Consider the following 24594-nt stretch of genomic DNA (forward strand, 5'->3'; position numbering starts at 1 on the left):
GGGGCACCCGCATGAAACCAGCAGATCCCTACGATCACCCGTGGAGCCGCTCAGATGACCACCACCACGACGGGCCCCGATCACACCCGTTCGTCCGCGTCGCGCTCAGCACTGCAGCGCCCGGGAGACCGCATCTTCTCCGGCACCGCACTCGGCGCCGGCATCATCATCCTCGTGACGCTCGCCGCGGTCGCGGTGTTCCTCATCGTCCAGTCGATCCCGGTGTTCGCGACGAACCCGGCCGACAATCACATCCTCGAGGGCGAACCGTTCCTCAGCTGGGTGTGGCCGTTCGTCTTCGGCACGCTCTGGTCGAGTCTGATCGCACTGATCATCGCGGCACCCATCGCCATCGGCATCGCGCTGTTCATCTCGCACTACTCGCCGCGCAGGCTGGCCGGCTTCCTCGGCTACGTGATCGACCTGCTCGCCGCTGTCCCCTCTGTGGTCTTCGGCCTGTGGGGCGCACTGACCTTCGCGCCCATGCTGGTGCCGGTCTACAAATGGCTGAACGACAATCTGGGTTTCATCCCGCTGTTCGCCGGCACGCCCTCCGGAAGCGGAAAGACGATCCTCACGGCATCCCTGGTCCTGGCCGTGATGATCCTGCCGATCATGACCGCCATCTGCCGCGAGGTCTTCCTGCAGACGCCGAAGCTCCACGAAGAGGCGGCTCTCGCCCTGGGCGCAACGCGCTGGGAGATGGTACGGATGGCCGTCCTGCCGTTCGCCCGCAGCGGCATGGTGTCCGGGGCGATGCTGGGTCTCGGCCGTGCTCTCGGCGAGACCATGGCCGTGACGCTGGTGCTGTCACCCCTGGGCCTGGTCACGTTCCGGCTGCTCACACCGGAGAACCCGACCACGATCCCCGCCATCATCGCGCTCCGCTTCCCCGAAGCCCACGACTCCGGCGTGAACACGCTCATCGCCGCTGGTCTGATCCTGTTCATCGTGACCTTCGCGGTCAACTTCGTCGCGCGCTGGATCGTGTCCCGCCGCGCCGAGTTCTCGGGAGCCAACTGATATGACCGCCACCGCCACCCCCGTGGTCGCCCCGACGCGCACCACCACCGCCGGTCACCTGCCGAAGTGGGCCCCGTGGGCGCTGCTCGCCATCTGCCTGGCGATCTCCGCCGTCATCTTCGCGTTCGCCAACAGCAGCGGAGACCCGGCCGACTTCAACATCGTCCTGACGGTCGTGCTCGGGATGATCTTCTACCTCGTGCTCATCTTCGTCCTCTCCAGTGTCGCCGAGAGCCGCAGGCACGCGACCGATCGGCTGATGACGGCGCTGGTCTCGTCGGCGTTCGTGGTCGCGCTGCTGCCGCTGATCTCGCTCCTCTACACGGTCGTCGTCAACGGCCTCACCCGTTTCGATGCGGAGTTCTTCAGCTCGTCGATGCGCAACATCGTCGGCGACGGCGGCGGCGCGGTGCACGCGATCTGGGGCACGGTCCTCATCACGCTCGGCGCCACGGTCATCTCGGTGCCGATCGGCCTGATGACCTCGATCTACCTGGTCGAGTACGGCCAGGGCAAGAAGCTCGCGCGCGGCATCACGTTCCTCGTGGACGTCATGACCGGCATCCCGTCGATCGTTGCCGGTCTGTTCATCTACTCGGTCTTCGCGCTGATCGTCGGCCCTGGTACCCGGATGGGCATCATGGGCTCGCTCGCCCTGTCGGTGCTGATGATCCCCGTGGTCGTCCGCGGCTCGGAGGAGCTGCTGCGCATCGTCCCCAACGAACTGCGCGAAGCCGCGTACGCGCTCGGCGTGCCGAAGTGGCTGACGATCCTCAAGGTCGTGCTGCCGACTGCCATCGCCGGGATCACGACGAGCATCATGCTCGCGATCTCCCGCGTCATCGGCGAGACCGCTCCCCTGCTGCTCACCGTCGGCATGGTGCAGGGAATGAACCTGAACATGTTCAGCGGGCAGATGGCGACACTGCCCGTGTTCTCCTACATGCAGGCCAAGTATCCGGGCATTCCCGCGGATGCCTATCTCGACCGCGCCTGGGCCTCGGCGCTCACGCTGATCCTGATCGTGATGGTGCTCAACCTCGTCGCGCGCATCATCGCCAAGGTGTTCTCCCCCAAGACAGCCGGCCGCTGAGCCGCATCCCGACCCGACCGAAGAAGAAGGTTCCGCAGATGTCCAAGAGCATCGAAGTCAACGACCTGAACGTCTACTACAGCGATTTCCTCGCCGTGGAGGGCGTCAGCATCGACATCAAGCCCAACACCGTGACCGCGTTCATCGGCCCCTCCGGCTGCGGCAAGTCCACGTTCCTGCGCACGCTCAACCGCATGCACGAGGTCATCCCGGGCGCGCGCGTGGAGGGCGAGGTCCTGATCGACGGACAGAACCTCTACGGCCCCAGCGTCGATCCCGTGCTCGTACGCCGCCAGGTCGGCATGGTGTTCCAGCGGCCGAACCCGTTCCCCACGATGTCGATCAAGGAGAACGTGCTCGCGGGCGTCAAGCTGAACAACACGAAGATGCCAAAGAGCGACCAGGAAGCGCTCGTGGAGCAGTCGCTGCGCGGCGCGAACCTGTGGAACGAGGTCAAGGACCGTCTGGACAAGCCGGGTTCAGGACTCTCCGGTGGCCAGCAGCAGCGTCTGTGCATCGCTCGCGCGATCGCCGTCTCGCCGGACGTCATCCTCATGGACGAGCCGTGCTCCGCGCTCGATCCGATCTCGACCTTCGCGATCGAGGAGCTCATCGGCGAGATCAAGAACGAGTACACGGTCGTGATCGTGACGCACAACATGCAGCAGGCATCCCGGGTGTCCGACAAGACGGCGTTCTTCAACATCGCGGGCACCGGACAGCCGGGCAAGCTCATCGAGTACGACGACACCACGACGATCTTCACCACGCCCAGTGTGCAGGCGACCGAGGACTACGTCTCAGGCCGCTTCGGATGATCTGAGGTCTGTTCCGCCCGCGTGGTCCGGTTCGATTCGGCCCGGTTCTGGGCCGAATCTCGGATGCTGCAGTGGTCGAGCGGCGTGTCGCACCTGCGACACGCCGCTTTCGCATCGAAGGGTCCGGAATCCGGCACAGCCCACTCGCCCTGCACGATCTCGATTCCCGCCGAGTTATCCACGGATGCCCTGACCAGGTAGATGCCAGTCATGCGGCCGCGGCATCCTCGAGCCATGTCGCTCATCCACGCCACCGCCGCGATGCGCTCTCTCGACCCCGTCGCCCGCACACAGGATCTCCGCGCACGCGGCGTCACCCGGCGTGAGATCGCCCGCGCGGGAGCGACACGCCCAGTGCACGCCGGAGCATCCGAAATTCGGAACGCCCGGCGACAGCGGTCAGTCGCGCGGGGACAGCGGTCAGTCGCGCGGGGACAGCGGTCAGTCGCGCGGGGACAGCGGTCAGTCGCGCGGGGACAGCAGGTATCGGTTCAGCGCGGCCGTGAACTCGTGGTCGGCGGGAATCGAACGACCGTCGATCGCCGTGATCGGCGCCGCCAGGCGCACGCTCGACACCAGCCACGCGGCATCCGCCTTCGTCAGATCGGATGCCGGGACTTGCGCGTAGTCCGTGGTGAAGCCCTGTGCAGCGAGGTGGTCGTAGACGCTGAGCTGCGTCGTGCCGTGCAGGATGCCGCCGTTCGGCGCCGGCGTTACGAAGCGGTCGCCGAATCGCAGGATCAGCGAGGCGGTCGGAGCTTCGAGAACGAAGCCATCGCTGGAGAGGAAGATCGCATCGTCCGCTCCGCGGCGCGCGGCCTCGCGCAGCGCGGCCATGTTCACGGCGTACGACAGCGTCTTCGCTCCCAGCAGCAGCCAGGGCGCGCGCTCCGCCGTACCGACGGCGTACCCGCGATCCAGCGTCACGACCCGGACGCCTTCCGTGCGCACCCAGGAGAAGTCGGATGCCGGGGCCGCCGTCACCCAGGCGGTCGGCGTCGGGCCGTGCTCCACTCCACGGCTGAGGATGAGCTTGATGACGGCCTCCCCCGGCTGGCACGCGGCTGCGGCCACCTGGACGGCCTGACGCCATTGCTCGACGTTCGGCGCCGGGAGATCGCACAGCTGTGCGGAGTGCGCGAGCCGGTGCAGGTGCGGCACGAGCTCCTGCGGGTGCGCATCGACCACGCCGATCGACTCGAAGACGCCGTCGCCGCGCTGGGTGCTGAGCTCTCCCACGCTGAGCGCCGGGGCCGCGGCATCCACTTCGGTGAACGTGCCGGTGTAGTCCGCGCGCTCCTCGGAGGCCGGTACCGGGTCGATGATCAGGGCGAAGCGCTGTGCCATGAACCGACTCTACGACCGATGCCGGTCCCGGGAATACCTGCCGCGCCCTCGCGTTACAATGGAGTGGCCGGGCCGCATAACCCCGGGCTCCAACTTCTGCCGCTGCGAGCGGCCTTCCGCCGAGAGGCGTTCTTGCGGCCCGGTCTTTTCATGCCCGGCCGCGCCCCGGGCACATCCGGGCGCATCGGTGTGCCGAATCTCGGATGGCTGGGCATGCCCCCGGCGCGTCGCGCATCGCCCGGCAGTCGACATGCCGGCGAGTACGCGCACCGTCTGGAATTCGGCCCGTCCTCGGCACCGGTCCGGTCATGGGTCAGGTCAGGATGCCGGCGCGCCACGCACTGGCGCATGCGGTGAGGTCCTTGGCGTACGTGCTCAGGCGGAGGGCACGCGTCGTCAGTTCGCTGGCGCGTTCCGGTTCGGTCATCTCGTAGTCATCCGCAACATGCGTGGCGCCCGAGGCGTGCACCCGACAGAACGCCGCGGCTCGTTCGAGGGCGATCGCGAAGTCGCCGCGGAACGCGCCGCGGAGGATCTGGTCGATCAGCGCGACGAGCTCGTCCGGGCTCGCCGGCGCCGGTGCACCTGCGACCACCACATCGGCGGACGCGAGCTCGATTCGACCACGCTCGTAGAGCAGCGCCGCCGTCTGCGGGTCGGTGTGGATCGCCAGCTGCAGCAGATAGAGCCGCCACAGAGCCCCCGGCAACGAGACGGCCGGCGCCGCCGACCACAACTCCGCGATCTCGTCGAGGCCATGATCGGCGGTGAACGCGATCAGGCGCTCGGTGCTCTCGCCGCTCTCATCCGCACGGGCTCGCGCGACCAGCGCGGCCGCCGTGGCGTGCGCGATGCGTGACTTCTCGGCGGCTCCCGCCGAACCGGCGAAGTTGTCGAACGACGCGGACGGGCGGCGGACCGGGCGGCGGAACTCGGACATCCCTCCAGGGTAGTCGCGCTCAGGCCGTCGGGATCACGATGATCGGGTCGGTCGTCGGGGCTCCCGTGGGCGAACCGCCGGCGGCTTCGACCGTGACGGCGATCGCATCCCCGGCCTGCATCTCACCGTCGAGCAGTGCGGTGCTCGTGTCGCCGTCGACATCGAAGACTCCTGCCGAGACCGGAGCGTCCCCTCGCACGTACCAGAGCTCGTACGTGAGGTCCTCGTCGAGCGGCTCCAGCCCGTCGGCCACGAGCACAGCCTCGCCCAGCGACTCCGACCAGTGCGCGGTCGCAACGCCGCCGGACTCCAGTTCGACGGAGGCCTGCTGCGCATCCGGCGCCCCCTCGATCTGTTCCAGCGCCACGACGGACGCCGGCCGCTGCAGCTGTCCGATGAGCACTGCTGCCCCTGCGCCGATGCCGACGATGAGGACGAGGCAGGCGGCGAGTGCGAACAGCAGTCGGCTCCGGCGGCGCGGCGCGGAATCGCCGGGCTGCCCGACGGATGCCGCCGCACCGCCGGCGTGCTCGACCGCGGTCGGCGTCGGCTCTGCCGACGTGCCCGCGAGCTGCGGCGTCTGCGCGATCCGAGCCAGCAGGTCATCACGGAGGGATGCCGGAGGAGCCGCTTCGGGAACCGTCGAGGCCAGGTGCACGGCGGCCTCGGCATCCGTCTCCGTCAATTCCCGCCACTCCGGATGCGCACGGAGTGCGTCCGCGTACCGGCGCTCGTCGTCGGCGGACAGGGCGTTCAGCGCGTGCCCGGCCGACAGTTCGGCGAACTCCCGCTCGTTCATGCGATCACCCCCATTTCGCTCCGCAGGCGCGTGAGCCCGTCTCTCATCCGTGTCTTGATCGTCCCCAGCGGTGTCTTGCTGAGCACGGCGATCTCACTCTGGCTGTAGCCGCCGTAGTAGGCGAGCACGAGTGCTTCGCGCTGCGCTTCGGGGAGCATCCCGAGCGCCGCGACCACCTGTTCCCCCGCCATGCTCAACTCGACCTGCTCTGCGACGCTGTCATGCGCGATCCCCAGATCGCGGATCCCCGCCTTCACATCGCGATCGGCACTCGCCTGCGATGCGCGAACCCGGTCGACTGCACGACGATGGGCGATGGTGAGGATCCATGTCCTTCCCTGCCCCTTGTTCGGAGCGAAGCGCGCAGCGGATTGCCACACCTCCAGGAAGACCTCCTGCAGCACCTCTTCGCTCTGCGAGCGGTTGACGAGGACGCGCAGGATGAGGCCGAAGACGCGCGAGGACAGCATGTCGTAGAGCTCCGCGAACGCCTGCTGGTCTCCGTCGGCGACGCGAACGAGGAGGTCGGCGGCGAGATCTCCCGCCGAACCGTCCTCCGGCACGTCCACGCCGTCGATGACCATCTCCCCAAGCATGCCTCATCCACCTCCTCTCGCTCGCATCCGGCGCACCGCTCACCCGAAGGTGAACGAGTACACCTCGACGCCCGCGGGCACGTCGACCGTGATGACCCCGCGGTCGATCTCGTCCTGCTTCACGACCGCGTACGAGCGCGGAGTCCCCTCCACGGTGACCGTGCGCTCCTGCCCGTCGGCGTCCCGGACCACGATCTCCCCCGTGCCGGCGAGCACCAGGCGGACTTCGGATGCCCGGTAGTCGAGCCGGATCGTGCCGCCCGCATCACCCGGCGTCGCGTACTGCGTCTCGATGTCCCAGGTCCCCTCCAGCGCGAAGCTGTCCTCCGGCTGCTCATCGGGGAGCTCGAATGCCGACGCACCCGCCCCATAGCGCCCTGAACCCCCGTAGTTGACGTCCTTCGACGAACCGAGGAACGTCTCTCGGGTCGTCGAGCCGACCTCCGGAGTCGTGTCTTCGATGTCCGTCGGCTCGGGGAATTCGGCCCCCGGATCGGCCTGCTCGAGCAGTTCTCTGATCAGCTTCTCCGTCGCGGCGTAGTTGCCCTCGCCGAACGAGATGTGGCGGACGACGCCCTCGGCGTCGATCAGGTAGTGCGCCGGCCAGTACCGGTTCCGGTAGTTGGTCCAGGTCGACAGGTTGTTGTCGAGTGCGACGGGGTATTCGATCCCGAAGTCGGCGATGCCGGCGGCGACGTTTCCCGGATCCTTCTCGAAGGCGTACTCCGGGGAATGAACGCCGATGATCTGCAGCCCGGCACCCTCATAGGCCTGGTCCCACGCCACGACGTGCGGAATCGATCGCTGGCAGTTGATGCAGGAGTATGCCCAGAAGTCGATCAGCACGACCTGACCGCGCAGATCCGCGAGGTCGACGGCTGCGCCGTTCGGCGTGTTCATCCATTCCTGGATGCCGCGGATCGACGGAGCGGTGCCGCAGGTCTCCAGCTCCTCCGCGCCGTTCGTGCAGTTGTCCAGTTCGCGGTTCTCGTCGGTCACGAGACCCCCGAGGTCGAGGGCGTCCGCCTGCTCCTCAGCGAGATCCTGCTGGAGCCCTGCGGTGTAGTCCGGCAGGAGCCGCTGCAGCATCTGCGGCACGTTGAAGATGAGACCGACGGCGAGCGCGATCATCGCGATGCCGGCGGCGATGCGCAGTCCTCGCTCTCGGCTGCGGAAGGCCTTGATCCGCTCGATGAGCCCGCGGCCGGCGAGGGCGAACGCCAGGAGCGGAATCGCCACGCCGATCGCGAAGGAGACGGTCAGCAGAACCGTACCGATGCCGATCTGTCCGGTGGAGCCGGCGACGATGATCGCCGCGAGCACGGGCCCGGCGCACGGGACGAAGACGGCACCGAGGGCGAGCCCCACGCCGAATCCGCTTCCGCGGTTCTGGACTTCCTTCTTCGGAAGCCATTGGAACGGCTTCTCCAGCAACTGCTCGAACTTCGGGATGAGAAGCCCGACGCCGATGAGGATGAGCACGGCGATGCCGACCCAGCGGATGATGTCCTGCGGCAGGTTGAGCAATCCGAGTATCAGGGACCCGACCAGCGTCACGAGGCTGAAGCTCAGCACGAGACCGGCGATGACGAAGTACGGACGACTCCGCCGTGCGGGCAGGAAGTCACCCCCGCCCTCGAACCGTGCCGATTGCGCTCCTCCTGTGAGGAAGATGACCGGCAGCACCGGCAGGATGCAGGGTGAGATCCCCGTGATGAGGCCGCCGAGCAGCCCGATGATGATGAGGTCCATTTCCTCGCCTTCCGTCGCGAGTACTTCGGCTCCGACCCCGCGATCGGATTGGCTCGAGAAAGAACTTGCGATCCGTCCCATCCGATCCGGCGAAGGCTCCGAAGAAGCTGTGACGCCGCGGGAAGGCCGCGGCACCGATCTCCGGAGGTAGAGAGATGTTCAGCACCAAGAAGAAGATGACCGCAGCACTGTCGCTCGGCTTCGCCAGCGTTCTCGTGCTGGCAGGCTGTTCCATGAGCAGCGACACGGCAGAGGAGCCGTCCGAGCCGAAGGCGCCCGAGACGTCCGAGGAGACGACGGCGCCCGAGACGATGGATCCCGCTGCGAACCTCGTCGGTCCCGGCTGCGAGGCGTATGCGGAAGCCGTCCCCGAGGGCGACGGCTCGATCCAGGGCATGTCCCAGGACCCGGTGGCGGTGGCCGCCTCGAACAACCCGCTGCTCAAGACCCTCGTCGCAGCTGTCAGTGGCCAGCTCAATCCCGACGTGAACCTCGTCGACACGCTCAACGGCGACGAGTTCACCGTGTTCGCACCGGTGGATGACGCGTTCGCCGCGATCGACCCCGCGACCATCGAGGGCCTCAAGACGGACTCTGCCACGCTGTCGTCGATTCTGACGTACCACGTGGTTCCCGGGCAGATCGAGCCGGCCGACATCGCCGGCGCGCACACCACGGTGCAGGGTGCCGATCTCGAGGTGACGGGCGAGGGCGACATGTGGATGGTCAACGACGCCAACATCGTGTGCGGCGGCGTCCAGACCGCGAACGCGACCGTGTACCTGATCGACGCGGTCCTCATGCCCCCGGCTCAGTGAGTCAGGGTCGCGCCGTCTTCGGGGAGGAACGGCGCGAGATCAGTCGCATGGGGATGCGCTGAGGAGCAAGGGCCGTCGGCGAGCTGTGTCGCCGACGGCCCTTTGCCGCCCCCTACAATGGAACAACGGGCCTCTAGCTCAGTTGGCAGAGCATCGGACTTCAACACAATAGGAGCGCCTCGGGGGAAACCTCGGGGATGACACCACTCAAAGTCGGGGAACCCTTCCTGGGAAACCAGATGGCAATCCCGAGCCAAGCCGGACGCGAGTCCGGAAGGTGTAGAGACTGGACGGGTGGCGCCTACGGCGAAAGCTATGGTGAAGGGACAGTCCAGACCACGAACATCCGTCAGGATGGCGGCGAAAGCCGAAGTGGCAGGTTAATCCGCGGGTCGTGGGTTCGAGCCCCACGGGGCCCACCGTATGCCGGTGCGTAGACGTCACGTCTGCGCCCGGCCTAAAGTCGTCCCATGGGACTGCTGACCTTCAGCATCAACGTCACCCTCGACGGGTGCGTCGATCATCAGACGGGCGTCGCGGATGACGAGACGCACGCCTACTTCACCCGGCTCATGGACGAGCCCGGCGCGATGCTGTGGTGTCGTGTGACCTACGAACTGATGGAGAGCGCTTGGCCTACGATCGCCCGCGGGGAGGAAGAAGCGCCTCCAGCGCTGCGAGAGTGGGCCATCAAGCTGGAGGCGAAGCCGAAGTACGTGGTCTCGTCCACGCGATCTGAATTCCCCTGGGTCAACAGCCACCACCTCGACGGGGACCTGCGGACCGCCGTGCAGCGTCTCAAGGATGCGAACGCTGCTGGTGTGCTCCTCGGCAGCGGTGCGCTCGCGACCGAGCTGGACCGGATGGATCTGATCGACGAGTACCGATTCCTCGTCCACCCCCGCATCGCCGGCCACGGCCCGACGCTGTATCAGGGCGGGTTGATGAACACACGACGACTGGAACTGATCTCGGCGCGGCCGATGCGCAACGGCGTCGTGGCGATGCACTATCGGCGCGCGGACTGATTCACCCCCGCGCCCTGTGCCGCCGCACGGCCGCCCGATTCGCGCAGCGCACGGAGCAGAAGCGCTGACGGCCGTTGCGCGTGACGTCCACCACGACGTTGGTGCACGGTTCGGCCGCGCATCGCCCGAGACGGCTCGTTCCCCTGGTCGCCAGGTGCAGGGAGGTGCCCACGCTGATGACCGCCCGCAGCACGAAGGGCAGCGAATCGTTGTCATCGCGATAGTGCAAGTGCCAGCCCTCGCCATCGTGATCGGTCAGCCGCGGGTACGCGGCGGCCCGCGCCATCTGCGCGTTCAGCAGCAGTGCCCGTTGGCCGGGCGTCGAAGCATCCACTATCTCGAGCCAGTCGTCGATGACGTCGCGCACGGCGGCATGGTCGTCCGGCGACGGCGGGAAGACCATCGTCATGCCGAGGTCGCGCGTGCGATCCTCGATACCGGCGCGGTCCGCCGGCCAGTCGTTCGCGAGGGATGCCGCGAGGAGCACCGCATACTCGCCGTAAGGGTTGAGATGCATAAGACCATTACAACACGATGGTCTCATGACCTCATTGCACACGCGTCCGATTCCTCGGCCGGACGCACTCCGCGTCCACGAGCACGGCTGGATCACCGAATCCCGCCACGCGACGAGCGAGGGATGGATCGTCTACGTCCGATGCGTCGACTGCGGTGCGCGACGAGTCGATTCGCAGTCGCAGTCGAGTCACCCGCTGGAGGCGATGACAGGCGTCATCGTGGCTCGATAGCGTCGACCCATGACGCCGGATCCCCATGACCCCGCCTCGATCGCCCGCTTCATCGATGGCATCGGTCGTGGCGTCGTCGCCACCGTCTCGCCGACCGGCTCGCCGGAGGCCGCGTTGGTGGGCCTGGCAGCTCTGCCGGACGGCACACTGATCTTCAACACCGCGGATGCCGCGCGCAAGGTCGAGAACCTGCGGGAGCGCGGCCGGGTCGCGGTGGTGATCTGCGTCGACGGCGATGTGAGCGTGCAGCTCGAAGGCGACGCCGCCATCGTCGAAGGCACCGAGCGACTGCGGTACGGACACGCCTACGATCGACGCTTTCCGGGTTCACGGGCACTCGCCGATGGCTTCCTCGTTGTCGTCGTGCGCCCCGACTGGGTGCGGGTCTACGACGCCGGCCAGAGGCCCGCCGTGGTCCGCGAAGCCGGCTGGTGACGCTCAGCGCGGCACATCGACCACGCGCGTGATTCCGCTGGCGACGATCCGCCACGCTCCCGATGACCATGCACCCACATCCGCCTCGAGCCGCCCGAGCGCGCTCTCGGGCGCCCAGACCTCGAAGACGGCATCCGATCCGTACCTGGTCTCGCCGAGCGATGCCGAATGCCCCGCGACCCATTCCCGCACCAGGTTCTCGAACCGACCGCCATCGCCGTGCGGCACCGTGACCATGGCCTGCACCAACGGCATCCGGTCCAGCAGCACTGCGGCGTCCAATGCCGCCGAGACGGCCGACGAGTAGGCCCTGACCAGCCCGCCTGCGCCGAGCTTCACACCACCGAAGTAGCGTGTCACGACGGCGACGACGTCGGTCAGCTCGCGGCGTCTGAGGACCTCGAGCATGGGGATGCCGGCTGTGCCGGACGGTTCGCCGTCGTCCGAGGAACGCGCCCGATCCCCGCGCATGCCGGTGACCTGGGCCGAGCAGTTGTGACGCGCATCCCAGTACTGCTTCCTGATCCTCGCGATGACGGCATCCGCCTCCTCAGGCGATGAGACGGGCGCGACGTGCGCGATGAAGCGCGACTTCTTGATCACGAGCTCGCGCTCGACGGCATCCGCGATCGTCGCCGGGTAGGCCGTCATGCCGTGAGGTCGACGAGTGCGCGGACGGTCCGCAGATTCCGGGCCGTACCGGCGACGCCGAGCGCACGATCGAAAACGGACTTGGTGAGCTTCGTGCCCTGCATCCCCTTCGCGAAGTCGATCCAGAGATCGTGCCCGACGAGTGCCAGCCGCTCCCCCGGGACCAGTCGCTCCTCCAACGCGTCGACGGCGCCCGAGGCCGGAGCCGCCCCCAGGAACATCGCGTGCACGAACTTCTCGACGCCGTCGTCGAAGGGCTGAGCGGCGACGGATGCGACCAGCTCGTCGTGCGATCGTGCGATCACCGGGGTGTCCACGGCGAACTCGACCTCGATCGCCTTCCGCACCAGAGCGCAGGATGCCGCGGCATCCGCCGGAGCATCGCAGATGATGTTCCCACTGGCGATGTAGGTGCTCACGCCCGTGAGGTCGGTCCGCTCGGCGAGCAGGGCGCGCAACTCTGCCATGGGCACACGGTTGCGACCCGAGACGTTGACCGCACGCAGGAGCAGAACGCTGCGTGTCACGGTGCCAGCTCGGCGCCGGCGTGCGCGAGCTCTGCCAGGGCTGCGGCACTGGAGTCCTCACCGACGCCCGCGACGAGGTCTGTGAGGATCCGCACGTGCACGCCGTGGGCGATCGCGTCGAGCGCGGTCGCCCGCACGCAGTGATCGGTCGCGATGCCGACGACATCCGCCGTGAGCACGCCGTGCGCGATCAGGATCTCGGCGACTGTCTCACCGGCATCCGAGACGCCCTCGAACATCGAGTACGCGGGCTTGCCCTGTCCTTTGCGCACGTGGTGCGTCACGGCATCCGTCGCGAGAAGCGGGTCGTAATCGGCTCCCGGAGTCCCGGCGACGCAGTGCTCCGGCCAGGTGTCCACGAAGTCCGGCTCGGCGGCGAAGTGTCCGCCGTTGTCGCCCTCGGCGTCGTGCCAGTCGCGTGAGGCGATGATGACGTCGTAGTCGCCGGCCCGTTCGGCGAGAAGCTCCGAGATGGCCGCCGCCACGGCATCCCCTCCCGCGACGGCGAGAGCGCCGCCCTCGGTGAAGTCGTTCTGCACGTCGACGATGAGAAGAGCCCTGGTCATACGTCGAGGGTACGCCGACGGCCCCGGACCTGCACAGGTGTCGGGGCCGTCGTGGAGATCACTCGTAGGTGTAGAAGCCCTCGCCGGTGGCGATGCCGAGCTTGCCCTTGTCGATGTAGTTCTCCTTGAGCCAGGCGGCGATCTGCTGCTGGTGCTCATCGCCGTTCACCGAGATGTTGTACGGAGTGGTGAGACCGATGATGTCCAGGATCTGGAACGGTCCCTTCGGCGCACCGGTCGCGATGCGCCACACCTTGTCGATGTCCTCGGGTTCGGCGAAGCCGCCGAAGGCGAGATCCTGGGCGGCGCTGAGGAACGGCACGAGCAGCGAGTTGAGCAGCCAGCCCGGCTTCTCCTTGTGGATCGGAATCGGAACCATGCCGATCTCCGCGGCGAACTCGAGCAGCGTGTCGAAGACGACCGGATCCGTGTCGGTCGTGGCCATGACCTCGCCCGTGTTGAACTTCCACACCTGGTTCGCGAAGTGCAGACCGATGAACTTCGACGGGCGACCGGTGAAGTCCTTGAGGTCGCTCAGCGCCAGGGTCGACGAGTTCGACGCGAAGATCGTCTTCGCGGGCGCCACGGCGGCGAGCTTCTCGTACGTCTGCTGCTTGATCTCGAGCACCTCGGGGACCGCCTCGATCACGAGATCGGCGTCCCGGACGGCATCCGCGAGGTCGGCCGAGTAGCGGATGCGCTCGAGCGCCTGCTCGCCCTTGCCCTCTGATGCGCCTTCGACGCCGTCGGCGCGATAGGCGTCGATCAGTCCTTCGAAGCGTTCCTTCGCCTTGGCCAGGGCCTCGTCGCTGATGTCGTACGCGGTCACCTGGAATCCGCTGTAAGCCGTCTGGAACGCGATCTGCGATCCCAGCACGCCCGTACCCAGCACGGTGACATTCGTGATGTCGGTCATTGCTGTTCCTTCCTCTGTGGATCCGCGCGGGTTTCGGCGCGGAAGCCTGTGATGATCTGTTGGATCTGCTGCCGGAGCTGCGCGGCGTCCTCGGCGCTGTGCGGTTGGAATGCGAGCCGGGCGATCGCCACGTGCACGACCGCGAAGATCGCCCGCGCAGCCGCGCGTGCACCGTCTTGCGCTGCGGGCGCACCCGTCGATTGCCGGTCCGCGCGCAGCAGCGCCGCGAGCTTCGCTTCGAATTCGGCGACGAGCGCGAGTCCCTCGGCACGGAAGCTCTCGGTCGCGCCGCCGAACATCAATTCGCGCTGGTACGCGGTGCTGTTCTCGGGATGCTGCTGAGCCCAGTCGATGACGGGCGCGACGAACGCCATGGCTGCGGCGATCGCGTCGGTCTCGCGCTCGGCACGGCCCGCGCCCTTGTCGATGACTGCCCGGTAGCGCTCGTTGTAGACCATGAGGAGGAGTTCCCCCTTGGTCGATGCGTAGCGGAAGAGCGTTCCGGCGGCCACATCGGCCCGATCGGAGATCTGCTGGGTCGTCACAGCCGCGAATCCGCGCTCCTCGAAGAGGTCGGATGCCGCGGCGACGATGCGGGACTGCTTCTCCTGCATATTGCGGTCGCGCCGGCCGGCCATCTCATCACCTCACTCGTGGAGTTTCCTCATTAATGAGTATACTCCGCAATTGAGGCCCGGCACCACGAAGAAGACCCCGTTCTCTCTGAGGAGAGAACGGGGTCTTGCTCTGGAGCCGCCTGTCAGAATCGAACTGACGACCTTTTCATTACGAGTGAAATGCTCTGCCGACTGAGCTAAGGCGGCGTGCGCTGCGAACAGCGGCACGATCAACGATCTTACCCTGCCGACGGGCCTACTGCGAAATCACTCGCAGCGCAGGCCGTCCTCCGGGACCGTGTCATCGAGCAGGAACGCCTCCACAGCATCGTCGACGCAGCTGTTGCCCTTGTTGTAGCCGGTGTGCCCCTCACCGACGCGCGTGACGAGGACTCCCTCTTCGAGCTGGTCGGCGAGCGCCTCTGACCACTCGTACGGGGTCGCCGGATCGTTGGTGGTCCCGACGACGATGATGGGACCGGCGCCTTCGGCGTGGATCTCCTCACGCGTTCCCGTCGGAGGGTACGGCCAGACGGAGCAGGAATCCGGGCCGGACCAGTAGGGCGCGACCGTCGGGGCCTTCTCGGCCAGCAGCTTCTCGGCCGCCGCCTCGGCATCCGGGTCGTCCTCCACCGGATAGTCCATGCAGTTGTACGCGCGGAACGCCTCGCTGGAGTTGTCGATGTAGGTGCCGTCCTCGCGACCGTTGTAGAAATCGGCGAGCACGAACAGCGTGTACGGGTCGCCCTGCAATGCCTCGGTGAGCCCCTGGGTGAGATAGCCCCAGCTGTCCTGCGAGTACAACGCCGAGATGATGCCCGTCATCATCGAGTCGGCGCCCATCTCGCGGCCGTCGCCGTTGGGAAGCGGACTGCGATCCGCGGACGCGAGCAGCGCACCGAGGTCGGCCATCGCATCATCGACGGACCCGTTGAACGGGCACTCTCCAGAGTCCAGGCAGTCCTTCATGTACGCGCGCAGCGCGGACTCGAATCCGATCCCCTGTGTAGTGCTGACCTCGAGGCCCGGCGTCGACGGGTCGATCGCGCCGTCGAGCACGAGACGGCCGGCTTTGTCCGGATACAACTCGGCGTACGTCGCGCCGAGGAACGTGCCGTAGGAGTACCCCAGGTAGTTCAGCTCCTTGTCGCCGAGCACGGCGCGCAGCAGATCCATGTCACGCGCCGAGTTGATCGTGGTGATGTACGGAAGGATGCCGCCGCTGTTCGCGTCGCACGCGTCGGCGAAGGCCTGATGCGCACCGAGGAGCTCGTTCTCCCACTCCGGCGTGCCCCTCGGTGCTGCGGGGATGTCGTAGAGGTACTTGTCCATGTTCGCCGCGTCGAAGCACGCCACAGCCGTCGATTCTCCGACGCCGCGCGGATCGAATCCGATCACGTCGTAGTTCTCGATGAGGTCCGCCCCCACCGCGAAGTCCAGGCTGTCGCGGACGAGGTCGACACCGCTCGCGCCGGGGCCGCCGGGGTTCGTGAGCAGCGAGCCGAGCGCCGTGCCGGTGGCCTGGTTGCGCACGACCGAGAGCTCGATCGTCTCACCGGACGTCGGGTTCTCCCAGTCCAGCGGAGCCGTGACGTAGGTGCAGTCGAACCCGCCGCCGCACTGTTCCCAGGTCAGCTCCTGCCCGTAGAACGGCAGCAGCTCGGCGGACACGCCTTCCGTGTCCGGCGCCTTCGTCGTGGACGGACGCGGCGCCGCCTGCTCGGGGATGGCTGCGTACAGGCATCCGGACAGGACGAGGGATGCCGCGGCCAGCGCAGCCGTCGCCGCCGCGATACGGCGCAGGCGAGAAGTCATTCGAGTGGTCACGGTTTCCTCCCGCTCGCGATGGTCACGAGCAAGCTCTCCAAGGCCAGGAGCGCGGCAACGTTGCGCTCCAGCGAATCCCTGGTCTCGGTCAGGTGGTCCAGCACGATCAGCGTACGTGCCACCGACCAGTCGGCGGCGAGCGCGCTCAGCTCGGCTTTCAGTTCGCGGTTGATCAGGTCGTCGCCCCGACCGTACTGCAGCATCACGACATCGCGGTACAGCGACTGCAGGTCCGTGAGCACGCGGTCGATGCCGTCGCGCAGGCTGCGGGTCGCGCGCTTGCGCTGGTCGTCCTCGAGGGCTGAGATCTGAGCGCGCAGTGCGGGCGGGACCGCCTGTCCCTCGGCGACGCCGACCGTACGCAGCAGGGACGCGCGTTCGGCCTCGTCACGCTCGGCTGTCAGGGCCTTGGCGTCCTCCGTGGCGACCTGGATGATCGTGCCGGCGACGTCGACGGCATCCCGGACGCCGCGCACGCCCAGCACTGACCGCAGCGTGTCGTCCCTGCGCCGCCGGGCCGCGTCGTCCGTGGCCAGGCGCTGCGCCATGCCGATGTGGCGCTGGGCGTGGCGCGCCGCCTGCTCGGCCGTGACGTCGTCGACACCGGTGCGCTGAGTGATGAGGCGTGCGACATCGGCGACATCGGGCTCGCGCAGCCGCAGGGCGCGTGAACGCGAGCGGATCGTCGGCAGGAGGTCGGCTTCACTCGGGGCGCAGAGCACCCAGACCGTGCGCTCGGGCGGTTCCTCGAGCGCCTTGAGCAGCACGTTGGAAGTGCGTTCGACCATGCGATCGGCATCCTCGACGACGATCACCCGGTATCGCCCGACCGACGGCGCGAAGTACGACCGCTCGACGAGCGCGCGGGCCTCGGCGATCGTGATGATGACCTTGTCCGTGCGCAGTGCCGTCACATCGGGATGGGTCCCCGCGAGCACCTGACGCATGGCGTGCTCGTCATCAGGATCGTTGGCGATGAGCGCGGCGGCGAATGCGTACGCGAGCGTCGACCGGCCGGATCCGGGCGGTCCGGTGATGAGCCAGGCGTGCGAGAGCGATGCCGGATCGGATGCCGCGGCCCGCAGCGTCTCGACCGCATCCTGCTGGCCCCACACATCCGCCCACGGGAACGGGGCGAGGGGTGCGGTGGTCATTGCTCCAGCCTAACCGCCGCCACCGACGGTCCCCGTGCTCTGCCCACCCAACCCCGCCCCGCCCTGCCCCGCCCCGGGGTTTGCTGCACCTTTCTGATTCTGCGCCTGTTATTTGATGTCGCATATGCAGAGATGTGCAGCAGAACCACCTTGACGGGCGGTCGTGGTCAGACCAGGGGCGAGACGCGAGCGCGGACCGCTTCGGCGATCTGGGAGGGGGATGCCGCGGCATCCAGCACGAGGAAGCGATCGGAATCCGCCTCCGCGAGCGCCAGGAACCCCTCGCGCACCCGGATGTGGAACTCGAGCTTCTCGGCCTCGAGCCGATCGAACGGTTTGTCGTCCGCGTCGAGACGGGCGCGGGCTATGGTCGGGTCGAGATCGAGCAGCACGGTGAGGTCGGGAAGCGCACCCTCGGTCGCCCAGAGCGACAGTTCGCGGACCTCGTCGGCGTCCAGCACGCGTCCTGCGCCCTGATACGCGACCGACGAATCCAGGTAGCGGTCCTGGATGACGACCTCGCCGCGCTCGAGCGCCGGTCGCACGACCGTGGCGACGTGATGAGCGCGATCGGCGGCGTACAGCAGCGCCTCCGCGCGCGGCGCGATGTCGCCGCGGTGGTGCAGCACGATGTCGCGGATCAGGTGACCGACCTCGCTGCCCCCGGGTTCGCGCGTGCGCAGCACGGTGCGACCGGCGTCCGAGAGCCAGGCCTCGAGGAGGTTCGCCTGCGTCGTCTTGCCCGCACCGTCGCCGCCCTCGAGCGTGATCCAGAGGCCGGAGCGTGCGGTCACGACTTCTTCGCTGCCGCGTTCGCGGCGCGGGTCGCCGCGGCCTTCTTGGCGGCTGCCGACCGCGCGGCCGCCTTCTCGGCATCCGTCTTGGCCGGCGCCTTTGCGGCCGCGGGCTTCTTGGCGGCCGGCTTGGCCGCAGCCTTCTTGGCGGGCGCCTTCTTCGCGGGCGCCTTCTTCGCGGGCGCCTTCTTGGCTCCGCGCTTGGGAGCCGGACCCTTGGCGCGCTTGTCTGCGAGCATCTGCACGGCGATCTCGAACGTGATGTCCTGCACCTGCTGGCCGCGCGGGATCGTGACGTTCGTCTCGCCGTCGGTCACGTACGCGCCGAAGCGGCCGTCGCGGATGCGGATCGGCTTGCCGCTGACCGGGTCGGCCTCGAACTCGGCGAGCGCGCTGGATGCACGGCGGGAACCCGCGCCGTACTTCGGCTGCGCGTAGATCTCGAGGGCCTGTTCGAGCGTGACGTCGAAGATCTGCGATTCGCTCTCCAGCGAGCGCGAATCGGTGCCCTTCTTCAGATACGGACCGAAGCGGCCGTTCTGCGCGGTGATCTCATCACCCGACTCGGGGTCGGTGCCGACGACGCGCGGGAGGCTCAGCAGCTGAAGCGCGGTGTCGAGGTCGATCGTGTCGACCGACATGGACCGGAACAGCGACCCGGTCCGCGGCTTGGGGGCTGCGTCCTTCTTCGCTGTCTTCTTCTTCGGCTTCTCGACCACCTCGCCGGTGGCCTCGTCGACCGCGGCATCCTCGGAAACCGGGTCGTTCTCCTGCACGTACGGACCGAACCGGCCGTCCTTGACGACGATGACCTTGCCGTTCTCAGGGTTCTCGCCCAGGACCCGGTCGCCCGCGACGGGAGCGTCGATGAGCTCCTGCGCCTTCTCGGCGGTCAGCTCATCGGGTGCGAGGTCCTCCGGGACGTTCACGATGCGCGGCTTGGCCTCGGGGTTCGCAGGATCCGCGACCTCGAGGTACGGGCCGTACTTGCCGAAGCGGAGCGTCGCCGTGTCGGTGATGCGCGTCGAGTTCAGTGCTCGGGCGTCGATCTCGCCGAGATTGTCGACGACCTGCCGCAGCCCTACCTGGGATTCGGAGCCGAAGTAGAAGTGCTTCAGCCACTCGACGCGGTTCTGCTCGCCGCGGGCGATGGCATCGAGATCGTCCTCGAGCGCGGCGGTGAAGTCGTAGTCGATGAGGTCGGCGAAGTGCTCCTCGAGCAGTCGGACGACACTGAACGCGAGCCACGTCGGCACGAGCGCCTGACCGCGCTTGGTCGCGTAGCCGCGGTCGATCACGGTGCCGATGATGCTGGCGAACGTCGAGGGCCGGCCGATGCCGTGCTCCTCGAGCGCCTTGACGAGAGACGCCTCGGTGTAGCGCGGCTTCGGCGAAGTGCGGTGCCCCTTGGCCTCGGCATCCGACATGGCCAGCTCGTCGCCGACGGCGACGGCGGGCAGGGACTGGTTCTCGGCGGCATCCTGCGAGTTGCGCTTCTCGTCGCGCCCCTCTTCGTACGCCTCGAGGAAGCCCTTGAACGTGTAGACGGTGCCGGATGCCGTGAACTCGGCGAGCTGGTCACCGGCCTCGACCGCGATCGTGACCGTCGTCGTCTCGTACTTGGCGTCGGCCATCTGGCTGGCGACCGTGCGCTTCCAGATCAGGTCGTAGACGCGCAGCTCTTCGCGATCGAGCTGGGAGGACACGGATGCCGGAGTGCGGAAGCTCTCACCCGACGGGCGGATCGCCTCGTGCGCCTCCTGCGCGTTCTTGCTCTTCGACTTGTAGACGCGGGGCTTGAGCGGCACGGCGCTGTCGCCGTAGAGGGAGACGGCCTGACTCCGCGCCGCCTGCACCGCCTGGGTGCTCAGCGCCGTGGAGTCGGTGCGCATATAGGTGATGAACCCCTTCTCGTACAAGCGCTGGGCGACGCTCATCGCCTGCTTCGCGCTCATCGAGAGCTTGCGTCCCGCCTCCTGCTGAAGAGTCGAGGTCGTGAAGGGTGCGTACGGGCTGCGGGTGCCTGGTTTGGCTTCGACCTTGGTGACGGAACCCGTGCCAGCGGCGTCGACCGCCTGCGCGAGCGCCTGAGCCTGGCCCTCGTCGAGGACGATGACGGCCTTCTTCAGCTTTCCGTTGTCGTCGAAGTCGGTGCCGCGCGCGAGCTGACCGCCGTCGACGCGCACCAGACGCACCTTGAACGACGAGGCGGAGGCGGCGAGCGCTTCCACGTCCCAGTAGTCGGCCGAGACGAACGCCATGCGGTCGCGCTCGCGCTCGACGATCATGCGGGTCGCCGCGGACTGCACGCGGCCGGCGGAGAGCCCGGACTTCACCTTGTACCAGAGCACGGGAGAGACGTCCCAGCCGTACAGGCGGTCGAGGATGCGGCGGGTCTCCTGCGCGTCGACGAGCGCGAGGTCGAGCTCGCGCGTGTTGCCGATCGCCGCCTGGATGGCGTCCTTGGTGATCTCGTGGAACACCATGCGCTTGACGGGGACCTTCGGCTTGAGGGTCTCCAGCAGATGCCAGGCGATTGCCTCGCCTTCGCGGTCCTCATCAGTGGCGAGCAGGAGTTCGTCCGCCGTCTTCAGCGCGCGCTTGAGCTCTGCGACGGTCTTGGACTTGCGATCGGAGACGACGTAGTAAGGATCGAACCCGTTCTCGATGTCGATCGAGTACTTCCCGTACGCCTGCTTGTCGGCGGCGGGGATGTCCTTCTTGTCCGCGAGGTCGCGGATGTGCCCGACGGAGCTGAGCACTTCGTACCCATCGCCGAGGTAGCCCTGGATCGACCGCATCTTCGTCGGCGACTCGACGATGACGAGCTTCTTGCCTTCAGCCAAGGGTGCGTCCTTTCTTCGAAGCACACCATACACACCACTGTTCGGATGTGTTCACAGCGGCTGTGTGGAATCGACCGTCAGAATCCCTCGGGTGGCCCGGCGCGGGCTCGGGAGACGGCTGCGAGTCCAGCGTACTTCGCCTGGACGGTGACGGTCGCCACGAGTCCCGCCAGGTCGCACTGCGTGAGTTCGACTCCGGATGCCGCGGCCACCCGCGCCGCCAGCGCGCAGGCTCCCTCCGGAGCGGGCACTGCTCCCGACGCCGCATCGGCCGCGGCAAGGGCTGCGGCATCGGCAGCCCCCGCGGCGCGCTGCGCGGTCACCGCCGCCCCGCCGACGGCGGCGAGCCCGAAGGTGAGGGTCGCCGCGACCGCGATGACGCCCGCTGCGACGCTCGTTCCGGCCATCACAGACCTCCGGCGAGGGCGCAGCTGGACGCCTGCAGCGGGATCGAGATGATCCGCCCCACCTGCACGTCGGCCTGGGCGGTGACACAGGCGAGATCGCCCTGCGCTCCAGAACTGACGCGAGCGCCGGGCACGGCGCGGGTGACCGCGGCGGTCGCGGCCGCTGCGGATTCGCCTCGACCGAGCAGACGGGCGGCGTCGGCCGCGGCATCCTGAAGCGCGACCTGGCGAGCCGCCGCTCCGAGCGCCGAGACTCCGAGGAGCAGGACGAGCAGAACCGCGGGAATCGCGACCGCCAGTTCGGCGGCGACCGACCCCTCATCCCCCGACCGACGCCGGCGCATCACGACACCGTCAGAGCCCGGCGCACGAGGTCGGTCAGGATGCCGCGCACCTCGTCCGAGCGCATGATCACGACCAGCAGGCCGGCGAAGGCGACCGCCGCCATCGGCGCGGTGCTCCGGTGTGCTCGGCTGGGGCTGCGCCCCGCGGCCCACGGACGGCCCACCCTTGCCGGGGTCCGTCGCGGGGCGAGCGTCGCCCTGGCCGTCGTCGAACAGGCGCGGGTCCACCCTGCCCTCGATCCGAAGCTCGGCGGGCTCCGAGTCGGCGATGCCGCCGATCCGGACGCGCACATCCAGCAGCGCCAGCAACTCCCGCCAGTCGTCGTCGCCCATCGTTGCAAGCCGGGTCGCGCCGCGCTCACGGAGGGTCACCAGCGACTGCACCTGCGCCGCCCGTGCTGCCGCGTCAACCTGGAACGCGTCCCAAGCCGAGAGCCGCTCCCGGAGGTCGGCGCGCTCTCTGCGAAGCTCCGACACCAGCGCCTGCTGCCGCTGCTCGTCCTCCGGTGTGTCGGCCTCCAGCAGCCCCCGCTCGGCACGCATCAGGGCGCGGTCGAGCTTGGTGACTCGGGCACGGGCGTTGTCCGCCTCGGCGCGGTCCTGCTCCGGGTCGCCGGACTCTGCGAACGCGGCCCACTTCGACGCCATCGCCTCCAGCCGCCCCGGCTCGGTCAGGAACGCCGTAACCTCGGCGCGCACCCGCGCTTCGAGCTTCTGCGCGTGCACCTGGGAGCAACCGCACCGCTCAGCCGCGCGCTCCCGGCCGCGATGGCGGTTGCCGGTGCAGCGGTACACGGCGTAGTCCTTACCGGCGATGCTGGTGCCCGTGTAGGGCTTGCCGCACTCACTGACGACACGCCCGGTCAGCATCCGCGAGACCGCCGGGCTCATCTTCTTGCCCGCGTTGCGGTGGCGGGCCAGGGCGCGCTGCAACGCCCGGAACTCGGCCGCGCTCAGAGGCGGGTCGGGCAGTTCGAGCTTCACCGGCTCGCCGTGCACCGGCCGACCGTCCTTGCCGGTCTTGGTGTTGTGGGTGCGCTTCGTCGGGCCGGTGCCCTTCGGCGCGCCCCACCACAGGAAGCCCTCGTGCAGCGCCGGGTTCGTGAGGATGCGCCGGACCACCGGGTGCGACCAGCGCCCAGGGTTGCCGGGCTGTGTGCTGTGACGAGTGGGTACGCCGGACGCGTTCAGCCGGTCAGCGACCTGGCCCGCCGACAGCCCCTCGCGGGTAGCCCACGTGACCATCAGCGCGAGCGTGGCACGCTCGCCGTCGTCCGCCTCCGGCCGCTGCTGGCCCTTCTGGTACTTGTTCGCCAGGTGCCAGCCGAACGGGGGCTCGCCACCGGGCCAGCCGCCCTGGTCGGCGCGCGCCCGCTGCCCCTGGATCGTCCGGCGGATGTGGCTGCGCCGCCAGTTGTCGGCGACTAGCAGTTCGACGCCGGTCTGTAGGAACAGCTCGTCGCTGGCCTTGTCGGCGTCGCCAGACTTCGAGTCCAGCAGCGGCACACCGGCCCGGGCGCACTCGCGGATGACGGCCAGGCCGTCCACGGCATCGCGGGCCAAGCGGTCGAGGTCGTGCACAAGCACCACACCGACCTCGCCTGCGACGATCAGCGCGCGAAGCTCGTTCCACGCGGGGCGGGTGTCGTCAGCCCCGCTGATCGCGCGGTCTACGAACTCGCCGATGAGGTGCCAGCCCTGCCGCTGCGCGAGCCCGCGGCCCCAGGCGATCTGCGTGTCGATGCTGGTGCCCTTGAGCTGCTCCGCCCCGGAGACGCGGCCGTAGAAAGCTGCCGGGATCGGCTGCGCCGCGGTCACAGTCCGGCCTCCGCCCGGAACAGCACTAGGACAAGCTCGTTGACTGCGTGCGAGTAGTCGGGGTCCAGGCAGAACTCGGCGTCGCCGTCCTTCCACTCGTACAGGGCGTCCCGGAGGATCGCTAGCTGGCCGCGGGTCAGTTCGATAGTGGTAGTGGTCTGGTCGGGCACACGGCCCGCGCTCTCAGTAGTCACTGTGGTGTTCCTCTCTCTCATAACCAGGAAATCAGCCGAAAAACCCAGGTCACAAGGATTTTTCGGCGTGTCGCGCTCGTCGCCGCTGCGTCGTGGTCTGACCCGCCCACACACCGACCGGTTCCGGGAAGCGGGCCACGTAGTCAGCGCACAGCGCCAGCGCAGGGCAGTCCTCACAGGCGAGGGCGGCACGGGCCGTCGCGCGCGGGTCGTCGGCCGTCCACTCGTCCCACTGCGGGCCACGGCAGGGCACGGGGAGCCCGGCCGCTTCGCTCTCTGAGACTGCGGACCAGAGCGCCGCGAGAGCAGCGCCGCGGGCGGGGTCTAGCTGCGGCAGACCAGCGGCGCGGAGCGAGCACGCCTCACAGCGCCCGGCAGTGCGGTGAGCACACCGGCCGCTCACTTCTCTTCCTCCCTCTGCGAGCCGTGCCGCCGACACCGGGCACGTGGACCCCCCTTTGGGAGGGGGGTCCTTCGTGCCCACCGGGTGCGGCACGCACCCCGCCCATGCCGTGCCCGCCTATGTGCCCCGTCA

General features: G+C 68.3%; 26 protein-coding genes, 1 tRNA gene and 2 pseudogenes. 7 read left to right on the forward strand and 22 right to left on the reverse strand.

Going from position 1 to position 24594, the window contains the following annotated elements; all coding sequences use genetic code 11:
- Nucleotides 1-54: 54 nt before the first annotated feature.
- Genes pstC through pstB form a run of 3 tightly spaced genes read left to right on the forward strand, consistent with a single transcriptional unit; the run spans nt 55 to nt 2934 of the window.
- Nucleotides 55-1023 (forward strand): phosphate ABC transporter permease subunit PstC, encoded by a 969-nt coding sequence (gene pstC / locus M2317_RS03760; RefSeq protein WP_429457427.1) that lies wholly within the window; start codon nt 55-57, stop codon nt 1021-1023.
- A 1-nt stretch (nt 1024) separates the two neighbouring features.
- Nucleotides 1025-2116, forward strand: a complete 1092-nt coding sequence (pstA, locus tag M2317_RS03765; RefSeq protein ID WP_429457429.1) for a phosphate ABC transporter permease PstA — start codon at nt 1025-1027, stop codon at nt 2114-2116.
- 38 nt (nt 2117-2154) lie between these two features.
- On the forward strand, nt 2155-2934 hold the full coding sequence (gene pstB / locus M2317_RS03770; protein ID WP_429457431.1) for a phosphate ABC transporter ATP-binding protein PstB: 780 nt from the start codon (nt 2155-2157) through the stop codon (nt 2932-2934).
- A gap of 462 nt (nt 2935-3396) precedes the next feature.
- On the opposite strand, the gene M2317_RS03775 is transcribed toward pstB, so the two are convergent.
- The 5 genes from M2317_RS03775 to M2317_RS03795 form a co-directional block, all read right to left on the reverse strand.
- A complete protein-coding gene (locus tag M2317_RS03775; protein ID WP_429457433.1) occupies nt 3397-4281 on the reverse strand; it encodes an aminodeoxychorismate lyase in 885 nt (294 codons plus the stop codon).
- 313 nt (nt 4282-4594) lie between these two features.
- Nucleotides 4595-5221, reverse strand: coding sequence for a DNA-directed RNA polymerase subunit beta (locus tag M2317_RS03780; RefSeq protein ID WP_429457435.1), 627 nt, complete (start codon nt 5219-5221; stop codon nt 4595-4597).
- Between the two features lie 19 nt (nt 5222-5240).
- Nucleotides 5241-6020 (reverse strand): anti-sigma factor, encoded by a 780-nt coding sequence (locus M2317_RS03785; protein ID WP_429457437.1) that lies wholly within the window; start codon nt 6018-6020, stop codon nt 5241-5243.
- Nucleotides 6017-6616: an ECF RNA polymerase sigma factor SigK gene (gene sigK, locus M2317_RS03790; protein WP_429457439.1), complete on the reverse strand. Its 600-nt coding sequence runs from the start codon at nt 6614-6616 to the stop codon at nt 6017-6019. Before sigK ends, M2317_RS03785 begins: the two co-directional genes overlap by 4 nt.
- A gap of 39 nt (nt 6617-6655) precedes the next feature.
- Complete coding sequence (locus M2317_RS03795; protein WP_429457441.1) at nt 6656-8368, reverse strand: cytochrome c biogenesis protein DipZ; 1713 nt, start codon at nt 8366-8368, stop codon at nt 6656-6658.
- Nucleotides 8369-8523: 155 nt separating this feature from the next.
- On the opposite strand from M2317_RS03795, the gene M2317_RS03800 reads away from it, so the two are divergent.
- On the forward strand, nt 8524-9186 hold the full coding sequence (locus tag M2317_RS03800) for a fasciclin domain-containing protein (protein WP_429457443.1): 663 nt from the start codon (nt 8524-8526) through the stop codon (nt 9184-9186).
- A gap of 470 nt (nt 9187-9656) precedes the next feature.
- The gene (locus M2317_RS03805; protein ID WP_429457445.1) at nt 9657-10214 is read left to right on the forward strand and encodes a dihydrofolate reductase family protein; all 558 of its coding nucleotides are present in this window, start codon (nt 9657-9659) and stop codon (nt 10212-10214) included.
- Nucleotide 10215: 1 nt separating this feature from the next.
- Here the strand turns inward: M2317_RS03805 and M2317_RS03810 are convergent, their stop codons facing one another.
- On the reverse strand, nt 10216-10731 hold the full coding sequence (locus M2317_RS03810; protein ID WP_429457447.1) for a CGNR zinc finger domain-containing protein: 516 nt from the start codon (nt 10729-10731) through the stop codon (nt 10216-10218).
- A 25-nt stretch (nt 10732-10756) separates the two neighbouring features.
- Between M2317_RS03810 and M2317_RS03815 the strand changes: the two genes are divergently transcribed.
- A complete protein-coding gene (locus M2317_RS03815) occupies nt 10757-10963 on the forward strand; it encodes a hypothetical protein (protein WP_429457449.1) in 207 nt (68 codons plus the stop codon).
- 9 nt (nt 10964-10972) lie between these two features.
- Nucleotides 10973-11398: a pyridoxamine 5'-phosphate oxidase family protein gene (locus tag M2317_RS03820; RefSeq protein ID WP_429457451.1), complete on the forward strand. Its 426-nt coding sequence runs from the start codon at nt 10973-10975 to the stop codon at nt 11396-11398.
- Between the two features lie 3 nt (nt 11399-11401).
- Here M2317_RS03820 and M2317_RS03825 read toward each other — a convergent pair whose 3' ends face one another.
- The 16 genes and pseudogenes from M2317_RS03825 to M2317_RS03900 form a co-directional block, all read right to left on the reverse strand.
- The gene (locus tag M2317_RS03825) at nt 11402-12049 is read right to left on the reverse strand and encodes an IMPACT family protein (RefSeq protein WP_429457453.1); all 648 of its coding nucleotides are present in this window, start codon (nt 12047-12049) and stop codon (nt 11402-11404) included.
- The gene (locus M2317_RS03830; protein WP_429457454.1) at nt 12046-12576 is read right to left on the reverse strand and encodes a DUF1697 domain-containing protein; all 531 of its coding nucleotides are present in this window, start codon (nt 12574-12576) and stop codon (nt 12046-12048) included. The genes M2317_RS03825 and M2317_RS03830 overlap by 4 nt, the downstream gene beginning before the upstream one ends.
- Complete coding sequence (locus M2317_RS03835) at nt 12573-13142, reverse strand: isochorismatase family protein (RefSeq protein ID WP_429457455.1); 570 nt, start codon at nt 13140-13142, stop codon at nt 12573-12575. Before M2317_RS03835 ends, M2317_RS03830 begins: the two co-directional genes overlap by 4 nt.
- Before the next feature lie 58 nt (nt 13143-13200).
- On the reverse strand, nt 13201-14058 hold the full coding sequence (locus M2317_RS03840; RefSeq protein ID WP_429457457.1) for a 3-hydroxyacyl-CoA dehydrogenase: 858 nt from the start codon (nt 14056-14058) through the stop codon (nt 13201-13203).
- Nucleotides 14055-14696 carry a helix-turn-helix domain-containing protein gene (locus M2317_RS03845; RefSeq protein ID WP_429457459.1) on the reverse strand — a complete coding sequence of 214 codons (642 nt, stop codon included), beginning with the start codon at nt 14694-14696 and terminating at the stop codon, nt 14055-14057. Before M2317_RS03845 ends, M2317_RS03840 begins: the two co-directional genes overlap by 4 nt.
- 110 nt (nt 14697-14806) lie before the next feature.
- Nucleotides 14807-14882, reverse strand: a tRNA-Thr gene (locus M2317_RS03850).
- A 60-nt stretch (nt 14883-14942) separates the two neighbouring features.
- The gene (locus M2317_RS03855) at nt 14943-16490 is read right to left on the reverse strand and encodes an alpha/beta hydrolase (RefSeq protein WP_429457661.1); all 1548 of its coding nucleotides are present in this window, start codon (nt 16488-16490) and stop codon (nt 14943-14945) included.
- A gap of 8 nt (nt 16491-16498) precedes the next feature.
- Nucleotides 16499-17656: a DNA polymerase III subunit delta' gene (locus M2317_RS03860; RefSeq protein ID WP_429457461.1), complete on the reverse strand. Its 1158-nt coding sequence runs from the start codon at nt 17654-17656 to the stop codon at nt 16499-16501.
- Nucleotides 17657-17823: 167 nt separating this feature from the next.
- Nucleotides 17824-18450, reverse strand: coding sequence for a dTMP kinase (gene tmk / locus M2317_RS03865; protein ID WP_429457463.1), 627 nt, complete (start codon nt 18448-18450; stop codon nt 17824-17826).
- The gene (gene topA, locus M2317_RS03870; RefSeq protein ID WP_429457465.1) at nt 18447-21296 is read right to left on the reverse strand and encodes a type I DNA topoisomerase; all 2850 of its coding nucleotides are present in this window, start codon (nt 21294-21296) and stop codon (nt 18447-18449) included. The genes tmk and topA overlap by 4 nt, the downstream gene beginning before the upstream one ends.
- A gap of 77 nt (nt 21297-21373) precedes the next feature.
- Nucleotides 21374-21703: an Rv3654c family TadE-like protein gene (locus tag M2317_RS03875; RefSeq protein ID WP_429457466.1), complete on the reverse strand. Its 330-nt coding sequence runs from the start codon at nt 21701-21703 to the stop codon at nt 21374-21376.
- Nucleotides 21703-22047, reverse strand: coding sequence for a TadE family type IV pilus minor pilin (locus tag M2317_RS03880; protein ID WP_429457663.1), 345 nt, complete (start codon nt 22045-22047; stop codon nt 21703-21705). Before M2317_RS03880 ends, M2317_RS03875 begins: the two co-directional genes overlap by 1 nt.
- Nucleotides 22047-22157: pseudogene (locus M2317_RS03885) on the reverse strand (DUF4244 domain-containing protein); the annotation flags it as partial. The gene M2317_RS03880 and the pseudogene M2317_RS03885, both read right to left, overlap by 1 nt.
- Nucleotides 22158-22746: 589 nt before the next feature.
- Nucleotides 22747-23865, reverse strand: a pseudogene (locus M2317_RS03890) (recombinase family protein); the annotation flags it as partial.
- The gene (locus tag M2317_RS03895) at nt 23862-24059 is read right to left on the reverse strand and encodes a hypothetical protein (protein ID WP_429457468.1); all 198 of its coding nucleotides are present in this window, start codon (nt 24057-24059) and stop codon (nt 23862-23864) included. The gene M2317_RS03895 and the pseudogene M2317_RS03890, both read right to left, overlap by 4 nt.
- Before the next feature lie 49 nt (nt 24060-24108).
- Nucleotides 24109-24555, reverse strand: a complete 447-nt coding sequence (locus M2317_RS03900; RefSeq protein WP_429457470.1) for a WhiB family transcriptional regulator — start codon at nt 24553-24555, stop codon at nt 24109-24111.
- Nucleotides 24556-24594: the final 39 nt, after the last annotated feature.

Source organism: Microbacterium sp. ZKA21, assembly GCF_050434165.1.
In the GTDB taxonomy this organism is placed as follows: domain Bacteria; phylum Actinomycetota; class Actinomycetes; order Actinomycetales; family Microbacteriaceae; genus Microbacterium.